A 24,941-nucleotide genomic window follows, 5' to 3' on the forward strand; every position below is an offset into this window, starting at 1 on the left:
CCGGGTCGCCTTCTTTGCCTACTTTCTTGGCGAGACAAGAAAGTAGGTCGCCTCCCCGCAGGGGAGGTGAAACTGCCTTTGACTTTAAGCCGTTGACGTCAAGCAGTTGAATTTGCAGTGATGAAGCAGCACCAATGGAGACGCTCGAAGCGCGTGGCGGCGCCAGCCAACGCACTCGCGGGCAAGCCGGTATTATTGATGTCTCTCCGGCGCGGGAGTTGCAGACCTTGCTGGCTGCCGCAACTGCCGGACAACAACCTTCAAGCGAAGAGCATATCCATGGATCTGCGAGGCAAGCATCTCGTCCTTGGCCTGACCGGCGGCATCGCCTGCTACAAATCGGCCGAGCTGGTCCGCCTGCTGACCAAAGCCGGTGCCACCGTGCAGGTGGTCATGACCGAAGGCGCCACCCAGTTCATCACGCCGGTGACCATGCAGGCACTCTCCGGGCGCACGGTCTTCACCTCCCAATGGGACGCGCGCGTGGGCAACAACATGGCCCATATCGATCTCTCGCGTGAAGCCGATGCCATCGTGGTCGCGCCCGCCTCCACCGATTTCCTCGCCAAGCTGACGCATGGCCTGTGCGACGACCTGCTGACCACCCTGTGCATCGCTCGCAACTGCCCGTTGCTGGTGGCGCCGGCCATGAACCTGCAGATGTGGTCGGCCCCCGCCACCCAGCGCAATGCCGCCCAGCTGCGCAAGGACGGCGTGACCCTGCTGGGCCCCGGCAGCGGCGACCAGGCGTGCGGCGAAGTCGGCGACGGCCGCATGCTGGAGCCGTTGGAGCTGCTTGCGGATATCATCGCGTTCTTCCAGCCCAAGCCGCTGGCCGGGCGCCGCGTGGTGATCACGGCCGGCCCCACCTTTGAAGCCATCGACCCGGTGCGCGGCATTACCAACCGCTCCTCCGGCAAGATGGGCTTTGCCATCGCGCGCGCGGCCCGCGAGGCCGGCGCCGACGTGGTGCTGGTGGCTGGCCCGACGGCCCAGCCCACGCCGCGCGGCGTTGCCCGAACCGATGTGGAAAGCGCGCAGCAGATGCACGACGCGGTAATGGCGGGCTTGCCCGGCGCCGATGTGTTCATCGCCGTGGCGGCCGTGGCCGACTGGCGTCCCGCCGAAGTGGCCAGCCAGAAGCTGAAGAAAGCCAATGATAGCGACACGCCGACGCTGCAGTTCGTGCAGAACCCCGACATCCTCGCCGCCGTGGCCGCAAAGCCGGACGCACCCTATTGCGTGGGCTTTGCCGCCGAGAGCGAAAAGCTCGAACAATACGGCGAGCAAAAGCGCCAGCGCAAGAACGTGCCGCTGCTGGTGGGCAATATCGGCCACCACACCTTCGGCATGGACGACAACGAGATCGTGCTGTTCGATGCCCACGGCATGACCCGCCTGCCGCGCGCCGACAAGCTGACGCTGGCGCGCGACCTGGTAGCGGCCATCGCCCAGCGCCTGCCCGCGCGCCGTTGAGCCTGCATGCCCGGCATCCTCGATCCTCACCCGGCCCAAACCCTGAACATGTCCGCAAGCAAACCCAAAGTGCGCCTCTCGGTGCTCGACCAGAGCCCGGTCATCGCCGGCCATCACGCACGCGATGCGCTGGCCGCCACCGTGGAGCTGGCGCAGGCCGCCGATGCGCTGGGCTACACACGCTACTGGTGCGCCGAGCATCACGGGCTGCGCGGTGTGTGCAATCCGGCGCCGGAAGTCATGCTGGCCCGCCTGGGCAGTGTGACCAAGCGCATCCGGCTGGGCTCGGGCGGCGTGATGCTGCCCTACTACAGCCCCTTCAAGGTGGCGGAGCAGTTCCGCATGCTGGAGGCCCTGTTCCCGGGCCGCATCGATCTTGGCGTGGGGCGCGCGCCGGGCGGCGACATGCGCACCGCGCAGGCGGTGGCCATGGGCCAGTACAACCGGGGCGACCAGTTCGCGGAGCAAGTGCAGGACCTGTCCTGGCTGTTCCGTGGCGAGGTGCCGCCGGGCCATATCGCCGAGGGCGTGGTGCTGCAGCCCGAGATCGATACCCGGCCCGAGCTGTGGGTGCTGGGCTCCAGCGACTACGGCGGCGCCCTGGCGGCACGCCTGGGGCTGCGCTTTGCCTTTGCCCACTTTATCAATCCGCATGTGGGGCATGCCGTCGCGCAGCAATACCGCCGCGATTTCGAGACGGGCTATGACGAGCGGCCCTACAGCGCGGCGGCCATCTTCGTGATCTGCGCCGATACCGAGGCCGAGGCGGCAGAGCTGGAGCGCGCCGTGGACCTGCGCCGGCTGCAGATGGCCTATGGCGTCAACGCACCGATCCCCTCGCTCGCCCAGGCCGCGCAGCACGAGCTCAGCGAGCGCGACCGGCTGATCGTCGAGCGCGAGCGCCCGCGCACCATCTGCGGCACGCCCGAGCAGGTGGCGCAGCGCATGCTGGCCCTGCGCGAGCGCTTCCTTGCCGACGAACTGGTGGTGCTGAGCGTGGCCGCCAGCTACGCGGCGCGGCTGCGCACCTACGAGCTGCTGGCGCAGGCGTTCGACCTGTCGGGCGACTAAGGGACAACCAAGGGACGACTAAGGGAAAACTAAGGGGCAACCAAGCTCGGCTATCATCTCGGGTTGCCAACGTTTTTAGTCTTTCCGGGACCGACCAGCCATGACATTCGAAGCCAACCCCACCGTCGAAATCAAGGTGCTTGACGCACGCCTGCACGAATGGGGCCTGCCGGCTTACCAGAGCGATATGGCGGCGGCGATCGACCTGCACGCCTGCCTGGACGCCGCCCTCACCATCGAGCCGGGCACGCCGGCGCAACTGGTGCCTGCCGGCATCTCCGTGCACATGGGCAACCCCTACATGGCGGCCACCATCGCGCCGCGCTCGGGCCTGGGCCACAAGAAAGGGCTGGTGCTGGGCAACTCGATCGGCGTGATCGACGCTGACTACCAGGGCCCGATCATGGTGAGCGTGTGGAACCGCAATGCGCCCGGCACCGAGCCGATCATGATCCAGCCAGGCGAGCGCATCGCGCAGATGATGTTCGTGCCGGTGCTGCGGCCCGTGTTCAAGACCGTGGAAGTCTTCTCCGAAGACACCGTGCGGGGCGCGGGTGGCTTCGGCTCAACCGGCGTGCATCACGCCAAGAGCGGCTGCTAAGCGGGAGGAGCGGCGCGCTTGACGCAATTGCGTTAGCGCGCCTGCTCGAACAGCAGCGCTACGCCGCCGGCCGCCGAGGCAGGAATCAGGCTCTCGTCGGGGCCCAGGTCGAGCGCGCCGACGCGCGCCTCGCGCCAGCCGCGGCGGGCCGCGGCCAGGTCGCTGGTGCGCAGCCGGATGGCGGCATACCCGGGCACGGCGCGGCGCACATGCTCGGTGCCGGTCGCGGCGGCCAGCGCCTGCGGCGTGGTCACCACCAGCGTGGCGCCACCCAGCGCCAGGCTGCAGATGTGATCGCTCAGTTGCGTCATCTCGCCGCCGGTCAGTTCGGCATAGGCACGCCCGGCAGCCTCCACCAGCGACGGCGCCACCACCAGGAACATGGTAGCGATGCCCACAGCGCCGTTGGCATGCGTGGTCCACTCTGGACGCCACAGCAGCTCCGGCGTGCGGTGCTCGCAAATAAAGAAGCGCGCGCCCGGCGCATCGTCGATCGCAGCGACGCGGAAGGTGGCGGTATGCTCCGCGCCATCGTCCAGCCGCACCGGCCGCGAGAACTCGATCGGGTCCGAAGTGTGCCAGCCGCCACCGCGCAGCTGCGCCGCGGCGGCGAAGGTGTCACTGCTCTTGCAGGACAGCCCCGCGCAGCCGCCCCCGGCTTCCTGCGCATCCCAGTAATACTGCCGCATCGGGCTGGGCGCGGTGACATGCAGCAGCTCAAGATAGTCGCGCGTCAGCATGACGCAATGGTTCTGCGAGCCAAGCGTGTGGTAGCCGCGCGGCGTCAGCGTGAAGCCAAACCCGCGCCAGGCTTGCGCCGCAGCGTCAAGGTCGGGACACACCATCACGGCATGGTCTAGCGGTTCCATCGTCATCGCACCCTCTCGCTTCAATCGAACTGGATATTGGCCTTGCGCGCCACTGCCTGCCATTTGTCGTGCTCGTGGCGCACCAGGCTGGCCAGCTCGGCCGGGCTGCCGCCCACGATCTCGAAGCCCTGCACGGCCAGCGCATCGACCACGCGCGGCTGCCGCAACGACTGGACCAGGGCGTCGTGCAGGCGCGCCACGGTCGGCTCCGGCAACCCGGCCGGGCCAAACACGCCGATCCAGGAATAGGCTTCGAAACCGCGGTAGCCTTGCTCGGCCACGGTTGGCAATTGCGGGAACTGGCGCAGGCGGGTGGTGCCGGTCACGCCAAGCAGCTTGATCGTCTTGGCAGCCACATGCGCCTGCACCGCCGCATAGCTGGAGAAAAATACGTCGACTTCATTGGACAGCACGGCCTGCACCGCCGGGCCGCCACCTTTGTACGGCACGTGGAGAAAGCGCACGCCGGCCTCGGTAGCCAGCGCCTCTGCGGCGAGCTGGTTCAGGCTGCCGATGCCGGAAGACGCGTAGTGGATGCTCTCCGGCTTCTGCCGCGCCATGGCGACCAGCTCCTTCACGTTGGACGCGGGCAAGGAGGGGTTGGCCGCGATCACCAGCGGAAAACGCACCAGTTGCGAGATCGGCGTGAAGTCGCGGAACGTGTCGTAGGGCAGGTTCTTGTAGGCAAACGGGTTGATGGCATGCGTGTCGAACGCCATCAACAGCGTGCTGCCGTCCGGCTTGGCCCGGGCCACGGTGCTCGACGCAATCAGGCCACCGGCGCCGGGCTTGTTGTCGATCACCACCGTCTGGCCAAGCCCGCTCTTCAGGCCGGGCTGCAACTGGCGCGCGACGATATCGACGCTGCCGCCCGGAGGGAACGGCAACACCATGGAGATGGGACGGCCGGAGGCGCCTGCCGTGGCATCGCCACCCAGGGCAGCCAGGCCAGGCACGGGAATCAGGGGCATCGCGCCAAGTGGCAACGATTTGAGCAGCAGGCGGCGCAGCCGCGAGCGTTGGGATTGGGACATCGGGTACTCAGACGGATGGCGGGAACACAGCTGCAGTGCGCAGCCGCACCCGGCCAAAACAAAAAGGGCGGCATTGCTGCCGCCCTGTATTTTGCCCGAGGATAGCACGAATTGCAGGCAAGGTCCGCTCTGCCTGCCCCTCGCGCTTCGTCCTAGACTTCCGCCTTTTCGTTTTCCGGTGCTTCGGGCGGTTCCGCGGCTGCCTCGGCAAAGTCCAGCTTGATCTGGTCCTGCTCGTCGAGATCCACCACCACCCTGCCACCGGACACCAGCTTGCCGAACAGGAGTTCGTCAGCCAGCGCCTTGCGGATCAGGTCCTGAATCAGGCGCTGCATCGGACGCGCGCCCATCAGCGGGTCGAAACCCTTCTTGGCCAGGAACTTGCGCAGGTGGTCGCTGAAGCTGGCTTCCACCTTCTTCTCGTGAAGCTGCTCCTCAAGCTGCATCAGGAACTTGTCGACCACGCGCAGGATGATTTCCTCGTCGAGCGAGCGGAAGCTGATGATGGCATCCAGCCGGTTACGGAACTCGGGCGTGAACATGCGCTTGATGTCGACCATCTCGTCGCCCTGCTCGCGCGAGGACGTGAATCCGATGGTGGCGCGGTTCATGGTTTCCGCTCCCGCATTGGTGGTCATGATGATGATCACATTGCGGAAGTCGGCGCGGCGGCCGTTGTTATCGGTCAGCGCGCCATGGTCCATCACCTGCAGCAGGATATTGAAGATATCCGGATGCGCCTTCTCGATTTCGTCCAGCAGCAGCACGCAGTGCGGCTTTTTGGTGACAGCCTCGGTCAGCAGGCCGCCTTGGTCAAAGCCCACATATCCCGGCGGCGCGCCGATCAGCCGGCTCACCGCGTGGCGTTCCATGTACTCGGACATGTCAAAGCGCAGTAGCTCGATGCCCATGATGAAGGCAAGCTGCTTGGCCACTTCGGTCTTGCCCACCCCGGTCGGGCCGGAGAACAGGAAGGAGCCGATCGGCTTGTCCGTCTTGCCCAGGCCGGCGCGCGACATCTTGATGGCTGAAGCCAGCGCCTCGATGGCCGGCTCCTGGCCGAACACCACGGATTTCAGGTCGCGGTCCAGGGTCTGCAGCTTGCTGCGGTCATCCTGGTTGACGCTCTGCGGCGGGATGCGGGCAATGCGCGAGACGATGTCCTCGATCTCGCCCTTGCCGATGGTCTTCTTCTGCTTGGACTTGGGCAGGATGCGCTGGGCCGCACCGGCCTCGTCGATCACATCGATGGCCTTGTCCGGCAGGTGGCGGTCGGTAATGAAGCGTGCCGACAGCTCGGCCGCCGCGGTCAGCGCCGCAGCCGCGTACTTGACGCCATGGTGCTCCTCGAAGCGCGACTTCAGGCCGCGCAGGATCTGCACGGTCTGGTCGACCGATGGCTCCACCACGTCGATCTTCTGGAAACGACGCGACAGGGCCGCGTCTTTTTCGAAGATGCCGCGGTATTCGGTGAAGGTGGTCGCGCCGATGCACTTGAGCTGGCCCGACGACAGTGCCGGCTTGAGCAGGTTGCTGGCGTCCAGCGTCCCGCCTGAAGCGGCGCCCGCGCCGATCAGCGTGTGGATCTCGTCGATGAACAGGATCGCGTTCGGATTGTCCTTGAGCGACTTGAGCACGCCCTTCAGGCGCTGCTCGAAGTCCCCGCGGTACTTGGTGCCAGCCAGCAGGGCGCCCATGTCGAGCGAGTACACGACGGCCTTTTCCAGGATGTCGGGCACTTCGTTCTTGGTGATGCGCCAGGCCAGGCCTTCGGCGATCGCGGTCTTGCCGACCCCAGCCTCGCCCACCAGCAGCGGGTTGTTCTTGCGCCGGCGGCACAGCACCTGGACCACCCGCTCGACTTCGCTTTCGCGGCCGATCAGCGGATCGATCTTGCCGGCCTTGGCCAGCGTGTTCAGGTTCTGGGTGAACTGCTCGAGCGGGCTTTCCTTGCCATCGCCGCCTTCGCCCTCGGCCGTGCCGTCGCCATGCTTGGCGGGCTCGGCCTGGTCCTTGCGGATGCCATGGCTGATGAAATTGACCACATCCAGCCGGGTCACGCCCTGCTGCTGGAGGTAATACACCGCGTGCGAGTCCTTCTCGCCAAAGATCGCCACCAGGACATTGGCCCCGGTCACTTCCTTCTTGCCGTTGGAAGTGGACTGCACATGCATGATGGCGCGCTGGATGACGCGCTGGAAGCCCAGCGTAGGCTGGGTATCCACCTCGTCGGTACCAGGCACCACGGGCGTGTTGTCCGCGATGAAGTTCTTCAGACTGGTGCGCAAATCCTCAATATTGGCTGCGCAGGCGCGCAAGACTTCCGCTGCCGTGGGGTTGTCAAGCAACGCCAGTAGCAGGTGCTCCACGGTTATAAACTCGTGGCGTGCCTGCCGGGCTTCAACAAACGCCATGTGCAGGCTGACTTCCAATTCTTGCGCAATCATGCTTCCTCCATCACGCATTGCAACGGATGACCCGCCTGCCGTGCGTGGGTTGACACCAGCTCGACCTTCGTTGCCGCGATATCCCTGGTATAGATGCCGCAGACCCCCTTACCCTCCCGGTGGACGGTCAGCATGATCTGCGTCGCCGTCTCCCGGTCCCTGCTGAAATACTGCTGCAGGATCATCACGACGAACTCCATCGGGGTGAAGTCGTCATTCAGCAGCAACACCTTGTACATGGCGGGCGGTTTGAGCGCCTGCTCTTTCCGCTCCAGTACGGTGCCTGCTTCGCGTTGTGGGACATTTGCCAGCCGTGTAGCCATGGCTTTATTCTAACCCTTACGCACAACTCTGCAATTTGGGGAAAAGACGCCGGATTCAAGAGGCCGATGCAGCGGCCATCCAAATTCCTGGGATGCCGAAGGCATCCGGGCTCACCTCGTGGGTCACCTGAATGAGGGCGCACGCTTTCGCGGCGCGCCCTTTCCCTCCAAAATACCACCTATAGCCGTTCCTTTCCCGCCACACCCTACCGGGAGTGGGGAATCTGCCAACTTGACAGTGCGCAGGTTTGACAGAAGAATCGTTCGCACATTCACGTCTGGTTAAGCGAGCCAAGCAATAGTCCGGACTGAGTGATCCGTGAGCAGGGAGGCCCACGAATCCAGCGGCGGCGAGTCAGCACATCAAACTGGCCGCCACGCGGTGTCCGCACAGTCGTGCCTTTGCGCCCGACCCGGTTCCATCCGGGCAGCGCGCGAGAACACTAGCCGGGCACCCACTGGCCGCGGCGCTTTCCCCCGCTCGTATCCTGCTTTTTTTGTTGGGGGAGTTTATGGCAAGCGGTATCGTCAAATGGTTCAATGACGCCAAGGGCTTTGGGTTCATCAAGCCGGACGACGGCGAAGAAGAACTGTTTGCGCACTTTTCGGCCATCCAGATGAATGGCTTCAAGACCCTGAAAGAGGGTCAGCGCGTATCCTTCGAAATCATCCAGGGCCCCAAGGGCAAACAAGCCACCAATATCCAGGATAACGCCTGAAGATTCGGTGCGCGGCCGCACCAGCCGGTAGAGCTTGAGGCGGCCACGACAGGATGCGGGGGATCATCCCCGGAACGGGATCGGCCTGCCCCGCCCCAAAGCATGCAGGCTGAACAGCAGCACGTAACGCATCCGACAAAAAGCCCGGTCAGGTCAATGCCGGGCTTTTTGCTTGCCTGCTTGCCGGTTGGCCCGTTGCCAGCCTCTTCCGCGATTCATCCGTTTCAGGCCTTTTGCATCAGCTTTCTGGCTGATTCTTGCGCGATTTTGGCTGAAATGAATCGGAAGCCCTGGCGGCGGCTGCCGGGACTCTTCGATCAGCGCCCCAGCCTTTAGCGAATCCAAGGTCCCAAGCGACTCGCCAATGAAAAAACCCCCGGGCTTCCTTTCGGAAGCACAGGGGCCTGTTGCAGCGCGGCGAGCCGCCATCCGCGCGGGAAGGCAGCGCACGCCCGGGGCAAGGCTTACATATTGTCGATCATCACCTGGCCAAAGCCCGAGCACGACACCTGCGTCGCGCCTTCGAGCAGGCGGGCGAAGTCATAGGTGACCTTCTTCGACAGGATGGACTTCTCCATCGAGGAGATGATCAGGTCGGCGGCTTCGGTCCAGCCCATGTGGCGCAGCATCATCTCCGCGGAGAGGATTTCGGAACCCGGGTTCACATAGTCCTTGCCGGCGTACTTCGGTGCGGTGCCATGGGTGGCTTCGAACATGGCCACGGAGTCCGACAGGTTGGCGCCCGGGGCAATGCCAATGCCGCCGACCTGGGCTGCCAGCGCGTCGGAGATGTAGTCGCCGTTCAGGTTCAGCGTGGCGATCACAGAGTACTCGGCCGGGCGCAGCAGGATCTGCTGCAGGAAGGCGTCGGCGATGGCGTCCTTGATGACGATTTCCCGGCCGGTCTTCGGGTTCTTGAACTTGCACCACGGGCCGCCGTCGATCAGTTCGGCGCCGAATTCCTGCTGTGCCAGCTCGTAGGCCCAGTCACGGAAGCCACCTTCGGTGAACTTCATGATGTTGCCCTTGTGCACGATGGTCACCGACGGCTTGTCGTTGTCGATCGCGTACTGGATGGCCTTGCGCACCAGGCGCTTGGTGCCTTGCTTGGAAACCGGCTTGACGCCGATGCCCGAGGTATCCGGGAAACGGATCTTCTTCACGCCCATTTCGTTCTGCAGGAAGGCGATCAGCTTCTTGGCCTGGTCGCTTTCCGCTTCCCACTCAATGCCGGCGTAGATGTCTTCCGAATTCTCGCGGAAGATCACCATGTCGATCTTTTGCGGCTCGCGCACCGGCGAGGGCACGCCCTTGAAGTACGCAACCGGGCGCAGGCAGACGTACAGGTCCAGTTGCTGGCGCAGCGCCACGTTGAGCGAGCGGATGCCGCCGCCAACCGGCGTGGTCAGCGGGCCCTTGATGGACACCACGTAATCCTTCAGGACTTCGAGGGTTTCTTCAGGCAACCATACGTCGGGGCCATACACCTTGGTCGATTTCTCGCCGGCGTAGATCTCCATCCAGGAGATCTTGCGCTTGCCGCCGTAGGCCTTGGCCACGGCTGCGTCGACCACCTTGATCATCACCGGGGTGATATCCAGGCCCGTACCGTCGCCTTCGATGAATGGAATGATCGGATTGTCCGGAACATTCAGCGAAAAATCCTGGTTGACCGTGATCTTTTCGCCGGCCGGAACCTTGATGTGTTGATACATGACGTCTCCAGTACGGAACGGGGGGTTGCAACGAGCCGCCGGATTCGTGACCTGGCGGCGAGATTTGGATGGCGCGCGGGCATTTTAACGGCGATCGGCGCAGGGGGATGCCGCAGCGCACCACGCGCGGACTGCCCGGCTATGCGTCACACGCATACAGGTCTTATATAAGACATAAGACCGTTTCGTATTATGCAGCAAAATTTCATGATCCGCCATCCTGGCCGTAGCCCGCGCCGCCCGGCGCGGGCTACGGCATACTGACGCCCCATACTGACGCCATTAATGCGCCCTACCCGCGCGCCAGGCTCCAATACTCTCGATGACGCTGATCGCACTGAACAAACCCTTCGGCACCATGAGCCAGTTCTCCGCGCACCCGTCGCGCCCGACTCTCGCCGACTGCGTGCAGCGGCCCGGCGTGTATCCGGCAGGAAGGCTCGATGCCGACAGCGAAGGCCTGCTGCTGCTGACCGATGATGGCATCCTGCAGGCGCGCATCGCCGATCCGCACCACAAACTGCCCAAGACGTATCTGGCCCAGGTTGAAAACGTGCCGGACGAAGCCGCCCTGGCGCACCTGCGCAATGGCGTCGACCTCGGAGATTTCCGTACCCTGCCGGCGCGGGCGCGCTGCATCGACGAGCCGGACTTCCTGTGGCCACGCAATCCTCCGGTGCGATTTCGCGCCGCCATCCCTACCCAATGGCTGGAACTCGAGATCCGCGAGGGCAAGAACCGCCAGGTGCGCCGCATGACCGCGGCAGTGGGATTTCCGACCTTGCGCCTGGTGCGCGTGCAGATCGGCACGCTCGACCTGCGCACGCTCGGACTTGCGCCAGGGCAATGGTGCGAGATCGAGCCGCGCGCGCTCGGCCTGCAAGCCATAGCCGCGCCACGCACCCGCACGACCACGCGCGGCAGCGGATTGGGGGCGGCAACCAGTCCCCAGGATCGGCGTCCTGCTCGCCCTCGCGCAAAAAGTTACAAAAATTAACAAGTCGCGAGTCAACGACTCACCGCCTCGTTTCGTTTTTGACACTGACGCGTCGCATACGAGTACGAGTCAACTCTTCCGAATCGATTTACCTTCGAGGTAGTTAAGCATGAACAAACTGATCGCTGCTCTGGTTGCCGGCCTGTTCGCCACCGGCGTTTTCGCCCAAGCCGCCGCACCCGCACCGGCAGCCCCGGCTGCCGCAGCGCCTGCCGCCGAAGCACCGGCTGCAAAGCCCGCGACGAAGAGCACCAAGAAGTCCAAGAAGCACGCTCACAGCAAGACCAAGGCTGCCCCGGCTGCCAAGGCCGACGCTGCTGCAACGAAGTAAGAGTTTGCAGGCAGGCCGGGCTTTACGCCCGGCAAGCAAGGCAGGTTGCCCGCAAGGCGCCTGCCTTTTTTCTTGCTCGCGGCGGTAAGGCCTGCTGCAACGATGTGGAATATTTGATCGCGCCGCTCGCGCGGTAGCTGCGCTATGCTGGCGGCTGTCCCGAACCCGTCATTCGCCGCTCCAATTCATGCGCCCTTTCCTCAAGAACCTGCTTGTCGGCGGCAGCGCCTTCGCCGCCATGGCCTGCGCCTGTGCCCAGTCCCCGGCCAGCTTGCCGGTCAGGCAACTCACCGCTGGCATGTACGCGATCAAGGCGGAAATCGCCGCCACGCCCGAGGCCCGCGAGCTCGGCCTGATGTACCGCAAGACCATGCCCGCCAACGAGGGCATGCTGTTCGTGTTCGAAGACAAAGCCGGACACTGCTTCTGGATGAAGAATACCGACCTGCCCCTGTCGATCGCCTTCCTGGCCGATGACGGGTCCATCGTCAATATCGAAGACATGGCGCCCCAGACCGAGGACAACCACTGCCCGCGCGCGGCCGTGCGCTACGCGCTGGAGATGAACAAGGGCTGGTTTGCGCAGAAAGGCCTGAAGGCCGGCGCGAAGATCGGCGGCCTGCCGCAGGCGCGCTAGATAGAAAGGGCCGCGCGCGGCAGCATGGCTGCCGCGCCTGCCGGCGACAGGAGATCAGTCGCGGAAGTTGTTGAAGTCCAGCGGCGCCTCTGGAACGTCCTTGCGCAGCAGCGCGATCACGCTCTGCAGGTCATCGCGCTTGGTGCCGGTGACGCGCACCGCGTCGCCCTGGATGCTGGCCTGCACCTTGATCTTGCTGTCCTTGATCATCTTGACGATCTTCTTGGACAGATCGCCGGTGACGCCCTTCTTGATGGTGATGACCTGCTTGACCTTGTCGCCACCGATGCGCTCGGTCTTGCCGTAGTCGAGGAAGCGCACGTCGACATTGCGCTTGGCCATCTTGCTGATCAGCACGTCCTTGACCTGGCCGAGCTTGAAATCGTCATCGGCGAACGCGGTAAGCTCGTTCTCCTTGTGCTCGACCCGCGAATCCGAACCCTTGAAGTCGAAACGGTTCGTGATTTCCTTGTTGGCCTGCTCGACCGAGTTCTTCACCTCGATCATGTTCGCTTCGCACACTACGTCAAACGACGGCATTGCATTCTCCTTGTCTAGCTGCGTGTTGCTGTGTCTTGCCACTTGCCCGCGGCATATCCGCGGGCCTTGTCGCCGCGCGCGCCGGCTGGCGGCGGCGCTTACGTATAATCCAGCCTACCCTGCAGTCCGATGCCGTCGACCCCGGCGGCCGCTTCACCTTTCCCTTGCATGGCAGATTTCCTCGAATTTTATCCCCTGCGCCGCCACAATACATTCGGATTCGACGTGCGCGCGCGCTTTGCCGTGCACGTGCGCAGCGAAGCCGACCTGCTGGCCGCCTTGGCTGACCCGCGCGCGCAAGGCCTGCCGCTGGTCGTGCTCGGCGGCGGCAGCAATGTGGTGCTGACGCAGGACCTCGACGCCCTGGTGCTGCTCATGGAGATCCCTGGCTACGCGGTGGCCAAGGCCGACGGGGCCCACCTGGTCACGGCCGGCGCTGGCGAGAACTGGCATGCGCTGGTCTGCCGCACCATTGCCGACGGCTTGCCGGGCCTGGAAAACCTGGCCCTGATCCCCGGCACCGCGGGCGCCGCGCCAATCCAGAACATCGGCGCCTACGGCGTGGAGCTGCGCGAGCGCTTCGACAGCCTGCGCGCGTTCGACCGGCGCAGCGGCGAATTCGTCCGCCTGACGCTGGAACAATGCCAGTTCGCGTACCGGGACAGCCTGTTCAAGCGCGAGGGCCGTGACCGCTACATCATTACCGCGGTCACGCTGCGCCTGCCGCTGCCGTGGCAGCCGATGCTGGGCTATGCGGAACTGGCGCGCGAGCTGGCCACGCAAGGCACGGCGGCAGCCCCCACGGCGGATGGCATCCGCGACGTGGTGATCGCGATCCGCTCGCGCAAGCTGCCTGACCCTGCGCAGGTCGGCAATGCCGGCAGCTTCTTCAAGAACCCGGTGGTGGGCGCCGAGCAGCGCGATGCGCTGCTGGTGCAGCATCCCAGCCTGGTCAGCCATGCGCAGCCCGACGGCAGCTACAAGCTGGCTGCCGGCTGGATGATCGATCAGTGCGGGTTCAAGGGCTTGAGCGACGGCCCGGTGGGCGTCTACGGCAAGCAGGCCCTGGTGCTGGTGCACCACGGCGGCGGCACCGGAGCCGCGCTGCTGGCGCTGGCCAACCGCATCGCCGATGCGGTGCAGGCCCGCTTCGGCGTGCGTATCGAGCCCGAGCCGGTGGTGCTTTAACCAGCATCAACCACCATTGACCACCAGCCCCGGCGTGCTTCGCCGGGTTCAGGCGAAGTGGCAGACGTAGTCGAGCGTTTCGGTCACTTCGATATCGAAGCTGCTGTCGCCGGGCACGTTGAACTGCTGGCCGGCGCCATAGGTATGCCACTGGTCTTCGCCAGCCAGCTTCACGCGGCACACGCCACCATTGATTTCCATGATTTCCGGAGCGCCGGTGCTGAAGGTCAGCGCGGCGGGAAAGATCACGCCCAGCGTCTTGCGGGTGCCGTCCGGGAACAGCACGGTGTGGCTCACGCACTTGCCGTCGAAGTACAGGTTGGCTTTCTTGACTACGGATACGTTGTCGAACTGGCTCACGCTATTTCTCCTTGATGCTTGGTTCTGGATGACTGAAATCTGACTGGAATCTGGAATGTCGAACGAGGGCGAGGCGGCGCAAAAAAGGGGCCATGGCGGCCCCTTCTGCTGAGTGCTGACTGGCCGGCAGCGGCCCGAACCGAGCCGATGCCGGAAAGCCCGCCTTACTCGCCGCGCTGGCGGCGTGCGTTTTCGGCGATGCGCATGCGCAGCGCGTTCAGCTTGATGAAGCCGCCGGCATCGGCCTGGTTGTAGGCGCCGCCGTCATCGTCGAAGGTCGCGATGGTCTTGTCGAACAGCGTGTCCTTGGAGTCGCGCGCGACCACGATGACGTTGCCCTTGTACAGCTTGACGCGCACCCAGCCGTTGACCTTGGCCTGCGTGTGGTCGATCAGCACCTGCAGCGCCTTGCGTTCCGGGCTCCACCAGTAGCCGTTGTAGATCAGGCTGGCGTAGCGCGGCATCAGGTCGTCCTTCAGGTGAGCCACTTCGCGGTCGAGCGTGATCGACTCGATGGCGCGGTGGGCCTTCAGGATGATGGTGCCGCCGGGGGTTTCGTAGCAGCCGCGGCTCTTCATGCCGACGTAGCGGTTTTCCACCAGGTCGAGGCGGCCGATCCCGTGCTTGCCGCCCAGGCGGTTCAGCTCGGTCAGCACTTCAGCCGGGGTCATGCGCTTGCCGTTCAGGCCGACGATGTCACCGCCCTCGAATTCGACGTCCAGGTACTCGGCCGCGTCCGGTGCATTCTCCGGCGACACGGTCCAGCGCCACATGTCTTCCTCGGCCTCGGCCTTGGGGTCTTCCAGGTGGCGGCCTTCGAAGGAGATGTGCAGCAGGTTGGCGTCCATCGAGTACGGGGCGCCGCCCTTCTTGTGCTTCATGTCGATTTCGATGCCGGCCTTTTCAGCGTAGGCCAGCAGCTTTTCGCGCGACAGCAGGTCCCACTCGCGCCACGGGGCGATGACCTTCACGCCCGGCTCCAGGCCGTAATAGCCCAGCTCGAAACGGACCTGGTCGTTGCCCTTGCCGGTAGCGCCGTGCGACACAGCGTCGGCGCCGGTGCTGCGCAGGATTTCGATCTGGCGCTTGGCGATCAGCGGACGCGCGATCGAGGTGCCGAGCAGGTACTCGCCTTCATAGACGGCGTTGGCGCGGAACATCGGGAAGACGAAATCGCGCACGAATTCTTCGCGCAGGTCGTCGATAAAGATGTTTTCCGGCTTGATGCCGAACTTGAGCGCCTTCTGGCGGGCAGGTTCGAGTTCCTCGCCCTGGCCGATGTCGGCGGTAAAGGTGACAACCTCGCACTGATAGGTGTCTTGCAGCCACTTCAGGATCACCGAAGTGTCCAGCCCGCCGGAGTAGGCGAGCACGACTTTCTTGATATCGCTCATGTTCGACTCGATGCGAAAAGTAAGCGTGGCCGGCCACAAAGCCGGTCACGCGAGAAAAAGGAATGCGGAAAAACCGCTATTTTGACACGTCCGTCCCGGCTTGGGCGGCACTTGGCAAGCCGGGCGGGCATGCGGGCGCCGGATTGGCACACTGCATGTGCGCCAAACGTGGCGCCGTCCCGCCGGCGATCAGTAACGCCCGCAGAGCAGGTATTCCATCAGGGCCTTTTGCACGTGCAGGCGGTTCTCGGCCTCCTCCCACACCACGCTCTTGGGACCATCGATGACCGCTGCCTCCACTTCCTCGCCGCGGTGCGCGGGCAGGCAGTGCATGAAGAGCGCATCGTCGCCGGCGCGATCCATCATGGCGGTGGTCACCATCCAGTTCTGGAAAGCGCGCTTGCGCGCGTCGTTCTCGGCCTCATAGCCCATGCTGGTCCACACATCGGTGGTGACCAGGTCGGCGCCCTGGCAGGCGGCGAGCGGATCGTCGAACACCTTGACCAGGTGCGCGGCCGTTGCCGGCACCATGGCCGGATCGAGCTGGTAGCCGGGAGGCGCCGAGAAATGGAAGGTGAAGCCGAGGCGTTCGGCCGCCTGGATCCAGGTGTAGGCCATATTGTTGGCGTCACCGATCCACGCGACCGTCTTGCCGCGGATGCTGCCGCGCTGCTCGATGTAGGTGAAGACATCGGCCAGCACTTGGCAGGGATGGTATTCGTTGGTCAGCCCGTTGATCACCGGCACCCGCGAATGCGCGGCAAAACGCTCGATGATTTCCTGGCCGAAGGTGCGGATCATGATGATATCGACCATGCGCGAGATCACCTGAGCCGCATCCTCGATCGGCTCGCCGCGCCCCAGCTGGGAGTCGCGGGTGTTGAGGAAGACGGCGTGGCCACCGAGCTGGTGGATGCCGGCCTCGAACGACAAGCGCGTACGAGTCGAGTTTTTCTCGAAGATCATGGACAGCGTGCGGTCGTGCAGCGGATGCCATGTCTCGTAGTTCTTGAACTTGGTCTTCAGAATCCGTGCGCGGTCCAGCAGGTACTCGTACTCGTCGGGAGTCAGGTCGCTGAACTGGAGGTAATGCTTGATTGAAGTTGGGCTCATAAAACAAAGAAGGCGGCTCGGTGGTGGCATGCCGCCATGAAGGGTTCATGACCTGGCCATGCCGCGGAGCCGCCTTTCGCGTCGCTTACGCAATTTAACTCTAAGAATCATAAGGGATTATTGCTGCTTTGGCGAGCGTGCACGGCACCTCGCAAGGCACGGAGGCTTATGCGCGAGTCTTATATAAGATATAATACCCGCTGATTCACGCGGGGCCCGGCATACCCATGCCACCGCCCGCTGCCGGCATCAAAAGTGCCCCCGCCGACACCGACGCCCCCGCCGCCACGGCCGGAATGAAACGAACTAATCGTTTCCTGGCCGCGTCAAACGGGCTTCCGTTTGGTCAGTCTGGCGGGTTTATCGTCGAGTCACCCGTCTTATCCCCGCAGTCCCATGAATCCCACAGTTCGCGAATACTTCATCCAAGGCATCACCAAGGAAGGCAAGACCTTCCGCCCAAGCGACTGGGCTGAACGACTGTGCGGCGTGATGGCGCAATTCCGCCCCGAGGGCGACACCGGCGACCCCCGCATCACCTATTCCCCTTACGTACGGCCCGTCATGGCAGGCGGGCTGAAAAGCGTGGTGGTCGATGCGCGGCTGCGCGACATCGAGCCCAAGGCGCTGGACTTCGTCCTCAACTTTGCCCGCGACAACAACCTGCAACTGGTCGAGGCCTGCTCGCTGGAGTGAGTCCGCACTGAAGCTGCGGCCACGCCGCAGCAAAGCTAGCCGCACGCACCTTCGGGACCGGCGCAAGCCAAATTACAAAGCAAAAAAAGCTCGTCAAATGACGAGCTTTTTTATCGGACGGACCACCCTCAGGCGATCCACCCTGCCGACTGACTACCTGACCAGGACTGTGACGCGCCACCCAAGCAACGCGACCAGGCGCAATGGCTGGCGAACAGCCGGAAGGTGCCCGGCTTTCGCCCGGCACCAGTGCCAATATCAGGCAGCCATCGACTTGATAGCCGACGACAGGCGCGACTTGTGGCGTGCAGCCTTGTTCTTGTGCACGATCTTCTTGTCGGCGATGGCGTCGATGATCGATTGCGAGTTCTTGAAGATCTCGGCAGCAGCAGCCTTGTCGCCGGCTTCGATCGCCTTGCGAACAGCCTTCACTGCGGTACGCAGACGCGAACGCAGGCTGGAGTTGTGGGCGTTCTGTGCGACGGCCTGGCGCGCGCGCTTGCGAGCTTGTGCGGAATTTGCCATTTAAGTAGATTTCCTGAATTCAGATGCGTGCCCGACGGAAGGACGGAGCAAACCGCGGACACAATTAAGTGCACATCAAGCGACCCGGGATGCACTGGCACACGAATCCGGAACGCAACTAGCCTTGTGAATCAGCAATTATACACACAAGAAAAAGCGGCTGGCAAGCCGAGCCATGTCTCATCTAAGGCGGGGTGACGCAAAGGCCGATATACGGGTGCCTGCGGGGCCAAACCGTATAATACGCGCCACACCGGCCCCGCCCTCGCGTGGCCTCGATGCAACTTTGGCGCGCGCCCGGCGTCTGATCCCGGTTCGCACCGGCGGTCCGACCCACGCTGCCGCCGCCACCCCTTGCCGCCGAACCCATCTTGAACCTGCTCAAAGCGCTCGCCACCATCAGCAGCCTGACGATGCTGTCGCGCATCACGGGCCTCATCCGCGAGATCCTGATCGCGCGCGCCTTCGGCGCCTCGGACATGACCGACGCCTTCAACGTGGCGTTCCGCATCCCCAACCTGCTGCGCCGGATCTTCGGCGAGGGCGCGTTCTCGCAAGCCTTTGTGCCGATCCTGGGTGAATATCACAGCAAGCGCGGCGAAACCGAGACCCGCGCGCTGATCGATGCCGTTGCCACGGTCATGACCTGGGCCCTGATGGGCGTCTCGCTGCTTGGCGTGATCGGCGCGCCGGTGGTCATGATGGTGGTCGCCACGGGCTTTCGCCAGCATGGCGGCGAAACCTACGACGCCGCGGTCTTCATGACGCGCGTGATGTTTCCCTACATCGGCCTGATCTCGCTGGTGGCGCTGGCCTCCGGCATCCTGAACACCTGGCGCCGCTTTGCCATGCCGGCCTTCACCCCGGTGCTGCTCAATATCTGCCTGATCATTGCTGCCCTGTTTGTCGGCCCGCACATGGCGCAGCCAATCTACGCACAGGCCTGGGGCGTGCTGGTGGGCGGCATCCTGCAACTGGCAGTGCAGATTCCGGCGCTCCGGCGCCTGGGCGTGATGCCGCGCCTGCGCTTCAACCTGCGCGCGGCCTGGGCGGAGCCGGGCGTGCGCCGCGTCATGCGGCAGATGGCGCCGGCGCTGCTGGCGGTCTCGGTGGCCCAGATCAGCCTGATCATCAATACGAATATCGCCTCGCGCCTGGCCGCAGGCAGCGTGTCCTACCTGACCTATGCCGACCGCCTGATGGAGTTCCCGACCGCGCTGCTGGGCGTGGCGCTGGGCACTATCCTGTTGCCTAGCCTGTCGAAAGCCAGCGCCGAGGAAAACCGGGCCGAGTACTCCGGCCTGCTGGACTGGGGCCTGCGCCTGACCTTCCTGCTGGCCGTGCCCTGCGCGGTCGGGCTGTTCGTGTTTGGCGCGCCGCTGACGGCGGTGCTGTTCAACTACGGCAAGTTCGACGCGCATGCGGTGGAAATGACCCGCCAGGCGCTGGTCTCCTACGGCATCGGCCTGCTGGGGCTGATCCTGATCAAGATCCTGGCGCCGGGCTTCTATGCCCGCCAGGACATCCGCACCCCGGTCAAGATCGCGCTGCTGGTGCTGGTGATCACGCAGTTGTCCAACTACGTCTTCGTGCCGCGCTTTGGCCATGCGGGCCTGGCGCTGTCGATCAGCTTCGGCGCCACGGTCAATGCGCTGCTGCTGTTCCTGGGCCTGCGCAAGCGCGGCTTCTACACGCCGGCCAAGGGCTGGTTGCTGTTCCTGGCCCAGTTGATGACCGCCGTGCTGCTGCTGGCCGGCATGCTCCTGTGGTTTGCCCGCAACTTCGACTGGGTCGCCCTGGGTGCCACGCCGTTGTTGCGTATCGCCCTGCTGGCCTCGTGCCTGGTACTTGCGGCAGTCGTCTACTTCGGTACACTGTGGCTCATGGGGCTGAGATACTCCGCTTTCAAGCGGAGAGCCGGCTAATAAGCCCCCGCCTGCCAAACCCGCCACTCCCGCCGGAGCGCCGCCAGCGCCAGACAGCGCCGGCCAAGGGTTGCGGCAGCGCGTGGTGCAGGGTCAAGGCCACTGAGGTTGTGCCAGAATGAGACGAAGCGGTTCTGCCCAGGCGCGCGACCGCGGACGGTACCAACGCACTGTCCGGGAACACACGCCACGCCGCCAGGCTCCAACTGGAATAGCCGCCAGGCCGCATTCAGGAAAGCCGCAATGACAACCACGAAAGTCCTGGAATACTTTGCCAGTCTCGTGGCAGACGAGAACGGTATCCCGCTTACCGAGACCGTGCTCTCGATCGCCCAGGACGCCTATCCGGACCTGGACCTGCAGGCCGAGCTCGCAGCGCTCGACATGCTCGCGGTACGCCTGAAACGCCGCGTCGCCGACGGCACGCCGGCCATCCAGCGCATGCGCCTGCTCAATCATTTCTTCTACCGCGACCTGGGCTTCGGCGCCAACGCGAACGACTACTACGATCCCGACAACTCGTACCTGAACGTCGTGCTCAAGCAACGGCGCGGCATACCGATCTCGCTGGCAGTGCTCTATATGGAACTGGGCCAGCACATCGGGCTGCCGCTCAAGGGCGTGTCCTTCCCCAACCATTTCCTGGTGCGGATGTCGATTCCGGCCGGCGAGGTGGTGGTGGACCCGCTCACCGGCGAGACCTTGTCGAAGGAGCAGTTGCAGGAGATGCTCGACCCGCACCTGGAGCGCGAGGGCATTGCGGACCCCAACGAGGTGCCGCTGGGCCTGTTCCTGCAAGTGGCCAGCCACCGCGAGATCGTGGCGCGCATGCTGCGCAACCTCAAGTCGATTTATCTGCAGGAGTCGCGCTGGCAGCGCTTGCTGGCGGTGCAGAACCGCCTGGTGATCCTGCTGCCCGGCTCGATCGAGGAAGTACGCGACCGCGGGCTGGCGTATGCCAACCTAGAGTGCTTCCGCCCGGCGCTGGCCGACCTGGAAGCCTATGTGATGGCGCGCCCGGACGCGGCCGACACCACCCAGATCCGCGACCGCATGCCGGCGCTGCGCATGATGAGCCGCAGCGTAAGCTGAAACTCAGGCGGGGCAGGCTGCGGCCTGCCCCCGCTGGCTCACGAAGGACGGCGCCTGCCGCCCCGCACGAGCTTCCACAGGCCGCCCAGCACCAGCGGCACCACGGCCGCGCCAATGCCCGCCAGCACGATCAGGTTCAGGTACTGCTTGATGAAAGGCAGGTTGCCGAAGAAGTAGCCGGCAAACACCAGGCCCAGCACCCACGCCGCCGCGCCGAGCACGTTGAACAGCTGGAACTTGGCAAAGGTCATCTGCGACACGCCGGCCACGAACGGCGCAAAGGTGCGCACGATCGGCAGGAAACGGGCCATCACCAGCATCTTGCCGCCGTGGCGTTCATAGAAATCGTGGGTCTTGCGCAGCGCCTGCTGGTCAAGAAAGCGCCAATGGCCGTCGAACACCTTTGGGCCGACCCAGCTTCCCACCAGGTAGTTGACCGTATTGCCGCCGATGGCCGCCACCAGCAGCAGGCCGACCAGCACCCACTCGTTCATGGCATGCGTGGCGCAGAAGGCGCCGGCGATAAACAACAGGGAGTCTCCCGGAAGGAAAGGCAGCACGACCAGCCCGGTCTCCGCGAACACGATCGCAAACAGGATGGCGTAGACCCACGAACCGTAGTTCTGGATGACGGTGCCAAGGTATTTGTCGACGTGCAGCAGCATGTCGATGAACTGCAATGCGATATCCAATTCGATCCCCGTTCGATATTCAGCCGACATCATACAAGACCGGACGGGCGCCAAAGTCACCTTGTCCGGCCACTTTTCCACACGCCAGGCGCGCATGGGCCAGGCGGCGCACCCACGTATAATTCCGCCCATGCCTGCCCAAGCCCTGCACCCCGCCCAGCCGCTCCGTCCCATCCGCCCCCTGCCCGACCAGCTGATCAGCCAGATCGCGGCCGGCGAGGTGGTGGAGCGTCCCGCCTCCGTGGTCAAGGAACTGCTGGAGAACGCCCTGGACGCCGGCGCCACACAGCTCAATATCCGCCTTGAAGAAGGTGGCGTGCGCCGCATCGTGATCGCCGACAACGGCTGCGGCATTCCCGCCGCGGAGCTGCCGGTCGCGCTGATGCGCCACGCCACCAGCAAGATCGCCTCGCTGGGCGAGCTTGAAGCCGTGCTGACACTAGGTTTTCGCGGCGAGGCGCTGGCCTCGATCGCCTCGGTGTCCGAGCTGACCCTGACCAGCCGCACCGCCAGCGATACCCACGCGATGCAGGTGATCGCCGACACCGGCGTGGTACAGCCCGCATCCGGCGGCGTGGGCACCACCGTCGACGTGCAGCACCTTTACTTCAACACGCCGGCCCGCCGAAAGTTCCTTAAATCGGAACAAACCGAGTTCGGCCATTGCCTGGAGATGGTGCGGCGCGCGGCGCTGGCGCGCCCGGACGTAGCCATCTCGGTCCACCACAATGGCAAGCCGATGGAGCACTGGAACGCCGGCGACGTCGCCACGCGTACCGGCCAGGTGCTGGGCACCGACTTCGCCAACGCCCGGCTGCCGCTGGATGAAGAGGCCGGCACCCTGCACCTGTACGGATTTGCCGGGCTGCCCACCGCCTCGCGCGGGCGCCCGGACCAGCAATTCTTCTTCGTCAACGGCCGTTACGTACGTGACAAGCTGCTGACCCACGCGGTGCGCAGCGCCTACCAGGACGTGCTGCACGGCGACCGTTTCCCCTCCTACGTGCTATGCATGGATCTGCCGCCCGAGATGGTGGACGTGAACGTGCACCCGTCCAAGATCGAAGTGCGTTTCCGCGAATCGCGCGCGGTGCACCAGTTCGTCTACCACGCCGTGCAGCGTTGCCTGGCGCGGCAGGCCGGCGAGCAGGGCGACAGCCTGCATACCTCGGTCGATTCGGACGGGTCGGCGGCGGCTGAGCCGATTGGCGGCACCGGCGGATTCCAGGGCGGACGAAGCTTTGGCGGTGGCTCGGGTGGCTTCGGCGGATCCGGCAGGAGCGGCGGCATGGGCGGCGGCGGTGCCAGCCCGCGGCCGTGGGTCGACTACACCGCCGCCGCGCGCCAGACCGAGCTCGGCGTGGCCCAGCCCCGGCAGGCCTACCTCGGCATGGTGCGCGACGCGGTCCAGCCGGGAGGCGGATTTTCACGCTCCCCAGCCGCCTATGTCCCGCCGGCTGGCCCGGGCGCCACGCCCCCGGCCTGGCTGGCCGATGCGCAAGCCGCGCGCGAGAACGACCCGCCCGGCCTGCTGGACCAGTTGCCCCGCCAGGAACTCCCCGAAGACGAGGCCAGCCCGCTGGGCTATGCCATCGCGCAGCTGCATGGCATCTACGTGCTGGCGCAGAACGCGCGCGGCCTGGTGCTGGTGGATATGCACGCCGCCCACGAGCGCATCCTCTACGAGCAGATCAAGACCGCGCTCGAAGCGCGCGAGCTCGCGGTGCAGTCGCTGCTGATCCCGGTCACCCTCACAGCCAGCACGGTGGAAATCGGCACGGCCGAGGAGCACCAGGAAACCCTCACCCTGCTCGGCTTCGACATCGCCCAGGTCTCGCCCACCACGCTGGCGATCCGCGCGATTCCCGCCCTGCTCAAGCAGGCCGACACCGAAGCCCTCGCGCGCGACGTGCTGCGTGACCTGCAGGCCTTCGGCGGCTCGCGCGTGCTGGTCGAGCGCCAGAACGAACTGCTGGCCACGCTGGCTTGCCATAGTGCGGTGCGCGCCAACCGCAAGCTCACGCTGGAAGAAATGAACGCGCTCTTGCGCCAGATGGAGCAGACCGAGCGTGCCGACCAGTGCAACCACGGCCGGCCAACCTGGGTGCAGCTGTCGGTGGCGGAACTCGACCGCCTGTTCCTGCGCGGGCAGTAAGCCACGGCCCGCCCCCCATTGCACCTTACGCCTTGACCACTACCGCTTCTTCCAGCCACGCCGGCGCGGCCGCATCGGCCCACGTGCCGGTGGTCTGCCTGCTCGGCCCTACCGCCTCCGGCAAGACCGCCGCGGCGCTGGCCCTGGCCGCACAGACGCCGATCGAAATCATCAGCCTGGACTCGGCCCTGGTCTATCGCGAGATGGACATCGGCACCGCCAAGCCCTCGCCGGCCGAGCTGGCCGCGGTGCCGCACCACCTGATCGACATCATTGACCCGGCCGACAGCTACTCGGCCGCCCAGTTCGTGACCGACGCCGAGCAGCTGATCCTGGAAATCCGCGCGCGCGGCCGCGAGCCGCTGATCGTCGGCGGCACCATGCTGTACTACAAGGCGCTGACGCAGGGCCTGAACGACCTGCCGCAAGCCGATCCGGCCCTGCGCGCCGAACTGGACGCACTTGCCGCCGAGCGCGGCTGGCCCGCGCTGCACGCCATGCTGGCCGAGGTCGACCCGGTCACCGCGGCGCGCCTGGCGCCCAACGATGCGCAGCGCATCCAGCGCGCGCTGGAGATCCACCGCCTGTCTGGCCAGCCCATGTCGGCGCTGCTGGCGCGGCAGGCCGACGAGCGCGCCTTTGCCGGCGCCGCCGACCGCCGCTATCGCGTGATCGCGCTGGAGCCGTCCGACCGCGCCGTGCTGCACGCGCGCATCGCCACCCGCTACGACGCCATGCTGGCCGGCGGCTTTATCGAGGAAGTGCAGCGGCTGCGCGCGCGCGGGGACCTGCAGCCCACGCTGCCCTCGATCCGCTGCGTCGGTTACCGGCAGGTGTGGGAATACCTCGATGGGGAAACCGATTTCGACACCATGCGTGAGCGCGGCCTGGCCGCCACCCGCCAGCTCTGCAAACGTCAGCTGACCTGGCTGCGCAGCACGCCGGAGCGGGAGGTCGTGGACTGCCTGGCGACCGACTATGTCGCGCAGGTAGCGCAGCTCGCAAGGATCGGGCAAGCGTAGCGCCACTGGGCGACAGGTG

24 protein-coding genes are annotated in these 24,941 nt (G+C 65.1%); 13 read left to right on the forward strand and 11 right to left on the reverse strand.

The features are described 5' to 3' along the window. Nucleotides 1-279: 279 nt before the first annotated feature. The 3 genes from coaBC (at nucleotide 280) to dut (ending at nucleotide 3,148) form a co-directional block, all read left to right on the forward strand. On the forward strand, nucleotides 280-1,476 hold the full coding sequence (gene coaBC / locus ACYP5B_RS27640) for a bifunctional phosphopantothenoylcysteine decarboxylase/phosphopantothenate--cysteine ligase CoaBC (RefSeq protein WP_267604304.1): 1,197 nt from the start codon (nucleotides 280-282) through the stop codon (nucleotides 1,474-1,476). Nucleotides 1,477-1,524: 48 nt separating this feature from the next. Then, the gene (locus tag ACYP5B_RS27645; protein ID WP_318234634.1) at nucleotides 1,525-2,547 is read left to right on the forward strand and encodes an LLM class flavin-dependent oxidoreductase; all 1,023 of its coding nucleotides are present in this window, start codon (nucleotides 1,525-1,527) and stop codon (nucleotides 2,545-2,547) included. Between the two features lie 100 nt (nucleotides 2,548-2,647). Continuing rightward, nucleotides 2,648-3,148, forward strand: coding sequence for a dUTP diphosphatase (gene dut / locus ACYP5B_RS27650; protein ID WP_459571829.1), 501 nt, complete (start codon nucleotides 2,648-2,650; stop codon nucleotides 3,146-3,148). 32 nt (nucleotides 3,149-3,180) lie between these two features. Here the strand turns inward: dut and ACYP5B_RS27655 are convergent, their stop codons facing one another. From ACYP5B_RS27655 to clpS, 4 genes are all read right to left on the reverse strand, one after another. Beyond that, nucleotides 3,181-4,023, reverse strand: coding sequence for a VOC family protein (locus ACYP5B_RS27655; RefSeq protein WP_267604308.1), 843 nt, complete (start codon nucleotides 4,021-4,023; stop codon nucleotides 3,181-3,183). A 14-nt stretch (nucleotides 4,024-4,037) separates the two neighbouring features. Then, nucleotides 4,038-5,051, reverse strand: coding sequence for a Bug family tripartite tricarboxylate transporter substrate binding protein (locus ACYP5B_RS27660; RefSeq protein ID WP_318234632.1), 1,014 nt, complete (start codon nucleotides 5,049-5,051; stop codon nucleotides 4,038-4,040). A 152-nt stretch (nucleotides 5,052-5,203) separates the two neighbouring features. Beyond that, on the reverse strand, nucleotides 5,204-7,498 hold the full coding sequence (gene clpA, locus ACYP5B_RS27665; RefSeq protein WP_043349328.1) for an ATP-dependent Clp protease ATP-binding subunit ClpA: 2,295 nt from the start codon (nucleotides 7,496-7,498) through the stop codon (nucleotides 5,204-5,206). Further along, nucleotides 7,495-7,821 (reverse strand): ATP-dependent Clp protease adapter ClpS, encoded by a 327-nt coding sequence (gene clpS / locus ACYP5B_RS27670; protein ID WP_006157525.1) that lies wholly within the window; start codon nucleotides 7,819-7,821, stop codon nucleotides 7,495-7,497. Before clpS ends, clpA begins: the two co-directional genes overlap by 4 nt. 512 nt (nucleotides 7,822-8,333) lie before the next feature. Between clpS and ACYP5B_RS27675 the strand changes: the two genes are divergently transcribed. Continuing rightward, nucleotides 8,334-8,540, forward strand: coding sequence for a cold-shock protein (locus ACYP5B_RS27675; protein WP_150986000.1), 207 nt, complete (start codon nucleotides 8,334-8,336; stop codon nucleotides 8,538-8,540). Between the two features lie 464 nt (nucleotides 8,541-9,004). Here the strand turns inward: ACYP5B_RS27675 and icd are convergent, their stop codons facing one another. Continuing rightward, the gene (gene icd / locus ACYP5B_RS27680) at nucleotides 9,005-10,255 is read right to left on the reverse strand and encodes an NADP-dependent isocitrate dehydrogenase (RefSeq protein WP_043349336.1); all 1,251 of its coding nucleotides are present in this window, start codon (nucleotides 10,253-10,255) and stop codon (nucleotides 9,005-9,007) included. A 322-nt stretch (nucleotides 10,256-10,577) separates the two neighbouring features. Here icd and ACYP5B_RS27685 point away from each other — a divergent pair, with 322 nt between their 5' ends. From ACYP5B_RS27685 to ACYP5B_RS27695, 3 genes are all read left to right on the forward strand, one after another. Further along, on the forward strand, nucleotides 10,578-11,252 hold the full coding sequence (locus ACYP5B_RS27685) for a pseudouridine synthase (protein ID WP_459571830.1): 675 nt from the start codon (nucleotides 10,578-10,580) through the stop codon (nucleotides 11,250-11,252). 109 nt (nucleotides 11,253-11,361) lie between these two features. Next, complete coding sequence (locus ACYP5B_RS27690) at nucleotides 11,362-11,583, forward strand: hypothetical protein (protein WP_150985996.1); 222 nt, start codon at nucleotides 11,362-11,364, stop codon at nucleotides 11,581-11,583. Nucleotides 11,584-11,821: 238 nt separating this feature from the next. Next, nucleotides 11,822-12,220, forward strand: a complete 399-nt coding sequence (locus tag ACYP5B_RS27695) for a DUF192 domain-containing protein (RefSeq protein ID WP_459571846.1) — start codon at nucleotides 11,822-11,824, stop codon at nucleotides 12,218-12,220. Nucleotides 12,221-12,274: 54 nt separating this feature from the next. On the opposite strand, the gene ACYP5B_RS27700 is transcribed toward ACYP5B_RS27695, so the two are convergent. Then, nucleotides 12,275-12,760 (reverse strand): YajQ family cyclic di-GMP-binding protein, encoded by a 486-nt coding sequence (locus ACYP5B_RS27700; protein ID WP_006157531.1) that lies wholly within the window; start codon nucleotides 12,758-12,760, stop codon nucleotides 12,275-12,277. Nucleotides 12,761-12,928: 168 nt separating this feature from the next. Between ACYP5B_RS27700 and murB the strand changes: the two genes are divergently transcribed. Beyond that, nucleotides 12,929-13,948, forward strand: coding sequence for a UDP-N-acetylmuramate dehydrogenase (gene murB, locus ACYP5B_RS27705; protein ID WP_400092751.1), 1,020 nt, complete (start codon nucleotides 12,929-12,931; stop codon nucleotides 13,946-13,948). Between the two features lie 48 nt (nucleotides 13,949-13,996). Here murB and ppnP read toward each other — a convergent pair whose 3' ends face one another. The 3 genes from ppnP to argF form a co-directional block, all read right to left on the reverse strand. After that, a complete protein-coding gene (gene ppnP, locus ACYP5B_RS27710) occupies nucleotides 13,997-14,308 on the reverse strand; it encodes a pyrimidine/purine nucleoside phosphorylase (protein ID WP_006157533.1) in 312 nt (103 codons plus the stop codon). 164 nt (nucleotides 14,309-14,472) lie between these two features. Beyond that, on the reverse strand, nucleotides 14,473-15,702 hold the full coding sequence (locus ACYP5B_RS27715) for an argininosuccinate synthase (RefSeq protein ID WP_267604320.1): 1,230 nt from the start codon (nucleotides 15,700-15,702) through the stop codon (nucleotides 14,473-14,475). Nucleotides 15,703-15,891: 189 nt separating this feature from the next. Beyond that, entirely contained in the window at nucleotides 15,892-16,815 is a 924-nt protein-coding gene (gene argF / locus ACYP5B_RS27720) for an ornithine carbamoyltransferase (protein WP_267604322.1), read from the reverse strand. Between the two features lie 396 nt (nucleotides 16,816-17,211). Here argF and ACYP5B_RS27725 point away from each other — a divergent pair, with 396 nt between their 5' ends. Beyond that, nucleotides 17,212-17,511 (forward strand): DUF3579 domain-containing protein, encoded by a 300-nt coding sequence (locus tag ACYP5B_RS27725; RefSeq protein WP_006157536.1) that lies wholly within the window; start codon nucleotides 17,212-17,214, stop codon nucleotides 17,509-17,511. A gap of 258 nt (nucleotides 17,512-17,769) precedes the next feature. Here the strand turns inward: ACYP5B_RS27725 and rpsT are convergent, their stop codons facing one another. After that, nucleotides 17,770-18,036, reverse strand: coding sequence for a 30S ribosomal protein S20 (gene rpsT / locus ACYP5B_RS27730; protein WP_006157537.1), 267 nt, complete (start codon nucleotides 18,034-18,036; stop codon nucleotides 17,770-17,772). Between the two features lie 371 nt (nucleotides 18,037-18,407). Here rpsT and murJ point away from each other — a divergent pair, with 371 nt between their 5' ends. Together murJ and ACYP5B_RS27740 are read left to right on the forward strand one after the other, a co-directional pair. Continuing rightward, entirely contained in the window at nucleotides 18,408-19,961 is a 1,554-nt protein-coding gene (gene murJ / locus ACYP5B_RS27735) for a murein biosynthesis integral membrane protein MurJ (protein ID WP_459571831.1), read from the forward strand. Nucleotides 19,962-20,204: 243 nt separating this feature from the next. Continuing rightward, complete coding sequence (locus ACYP5B_RS27740) at nucleotides 20,205-21,053, forward strand: SirB1 family protein (protein WP_318234630.1); 849 nt, start codon at nucleotides 20,205-20,207, stop codon at nucleotides 21,051-21,053. Between the two features lie 38 nt (nucleotides 21,054-21,091). Here the strand turns inward: ACYP5B_RS27740 and ACYP5B_RS27745 are convergent, their stop codons facing one another. Continuing rightward, a complete protein-coding gene (locus tag ACYP5B_RS27745) occupies nucleotides 21,092-21,718 on the reverse strand; it encodes a VTT domain-containing protein (RefSeq protein ID WP_400092840.1) in 627 nt (208 codons plus the stop codon). Between the two features lie 157 nt (nucleotides 21,719-21,875). On the opposite strand from ACYP5B_RS27745, the gene mutL reads away from it, so the two are divergent. Then, nucleotides 21,876-23,900 carry a DNA mismatch repair endonuclease MutL gene (gene mutL, locus ACYP5B_RS27750; protein ID WP_459571832.1) on the forward strand — a complete coding sequence of 675 codons (2,025 nt, stop codon included), beginning with the start codon at nucleotides 21,876-21,878 and terminating at the stop codon, nucleotides 23,898-23,900. 32 nt (nucleotides 23,901-23,932) lie between these two features. Continuing rightward, nucleotides 23,933-24,922, forward strand: a complete 990-nt coding sequence (gene miaA, locus ACYP5B_RS27755; RefSeq protein WP_459571833.1) for a tRNA (adenosine(37)-N6)-dimethylallyltransferase MiaA — start codon at nucleotides 23,933-23,935, stop codon at nucleotides 24,920-24,922. Nucleotides 24,923-24,941 lie beyond the last annotated feature (19 nt).

This window comes from Cupriavidus sp. 8B, assembly GCF_054589115.1.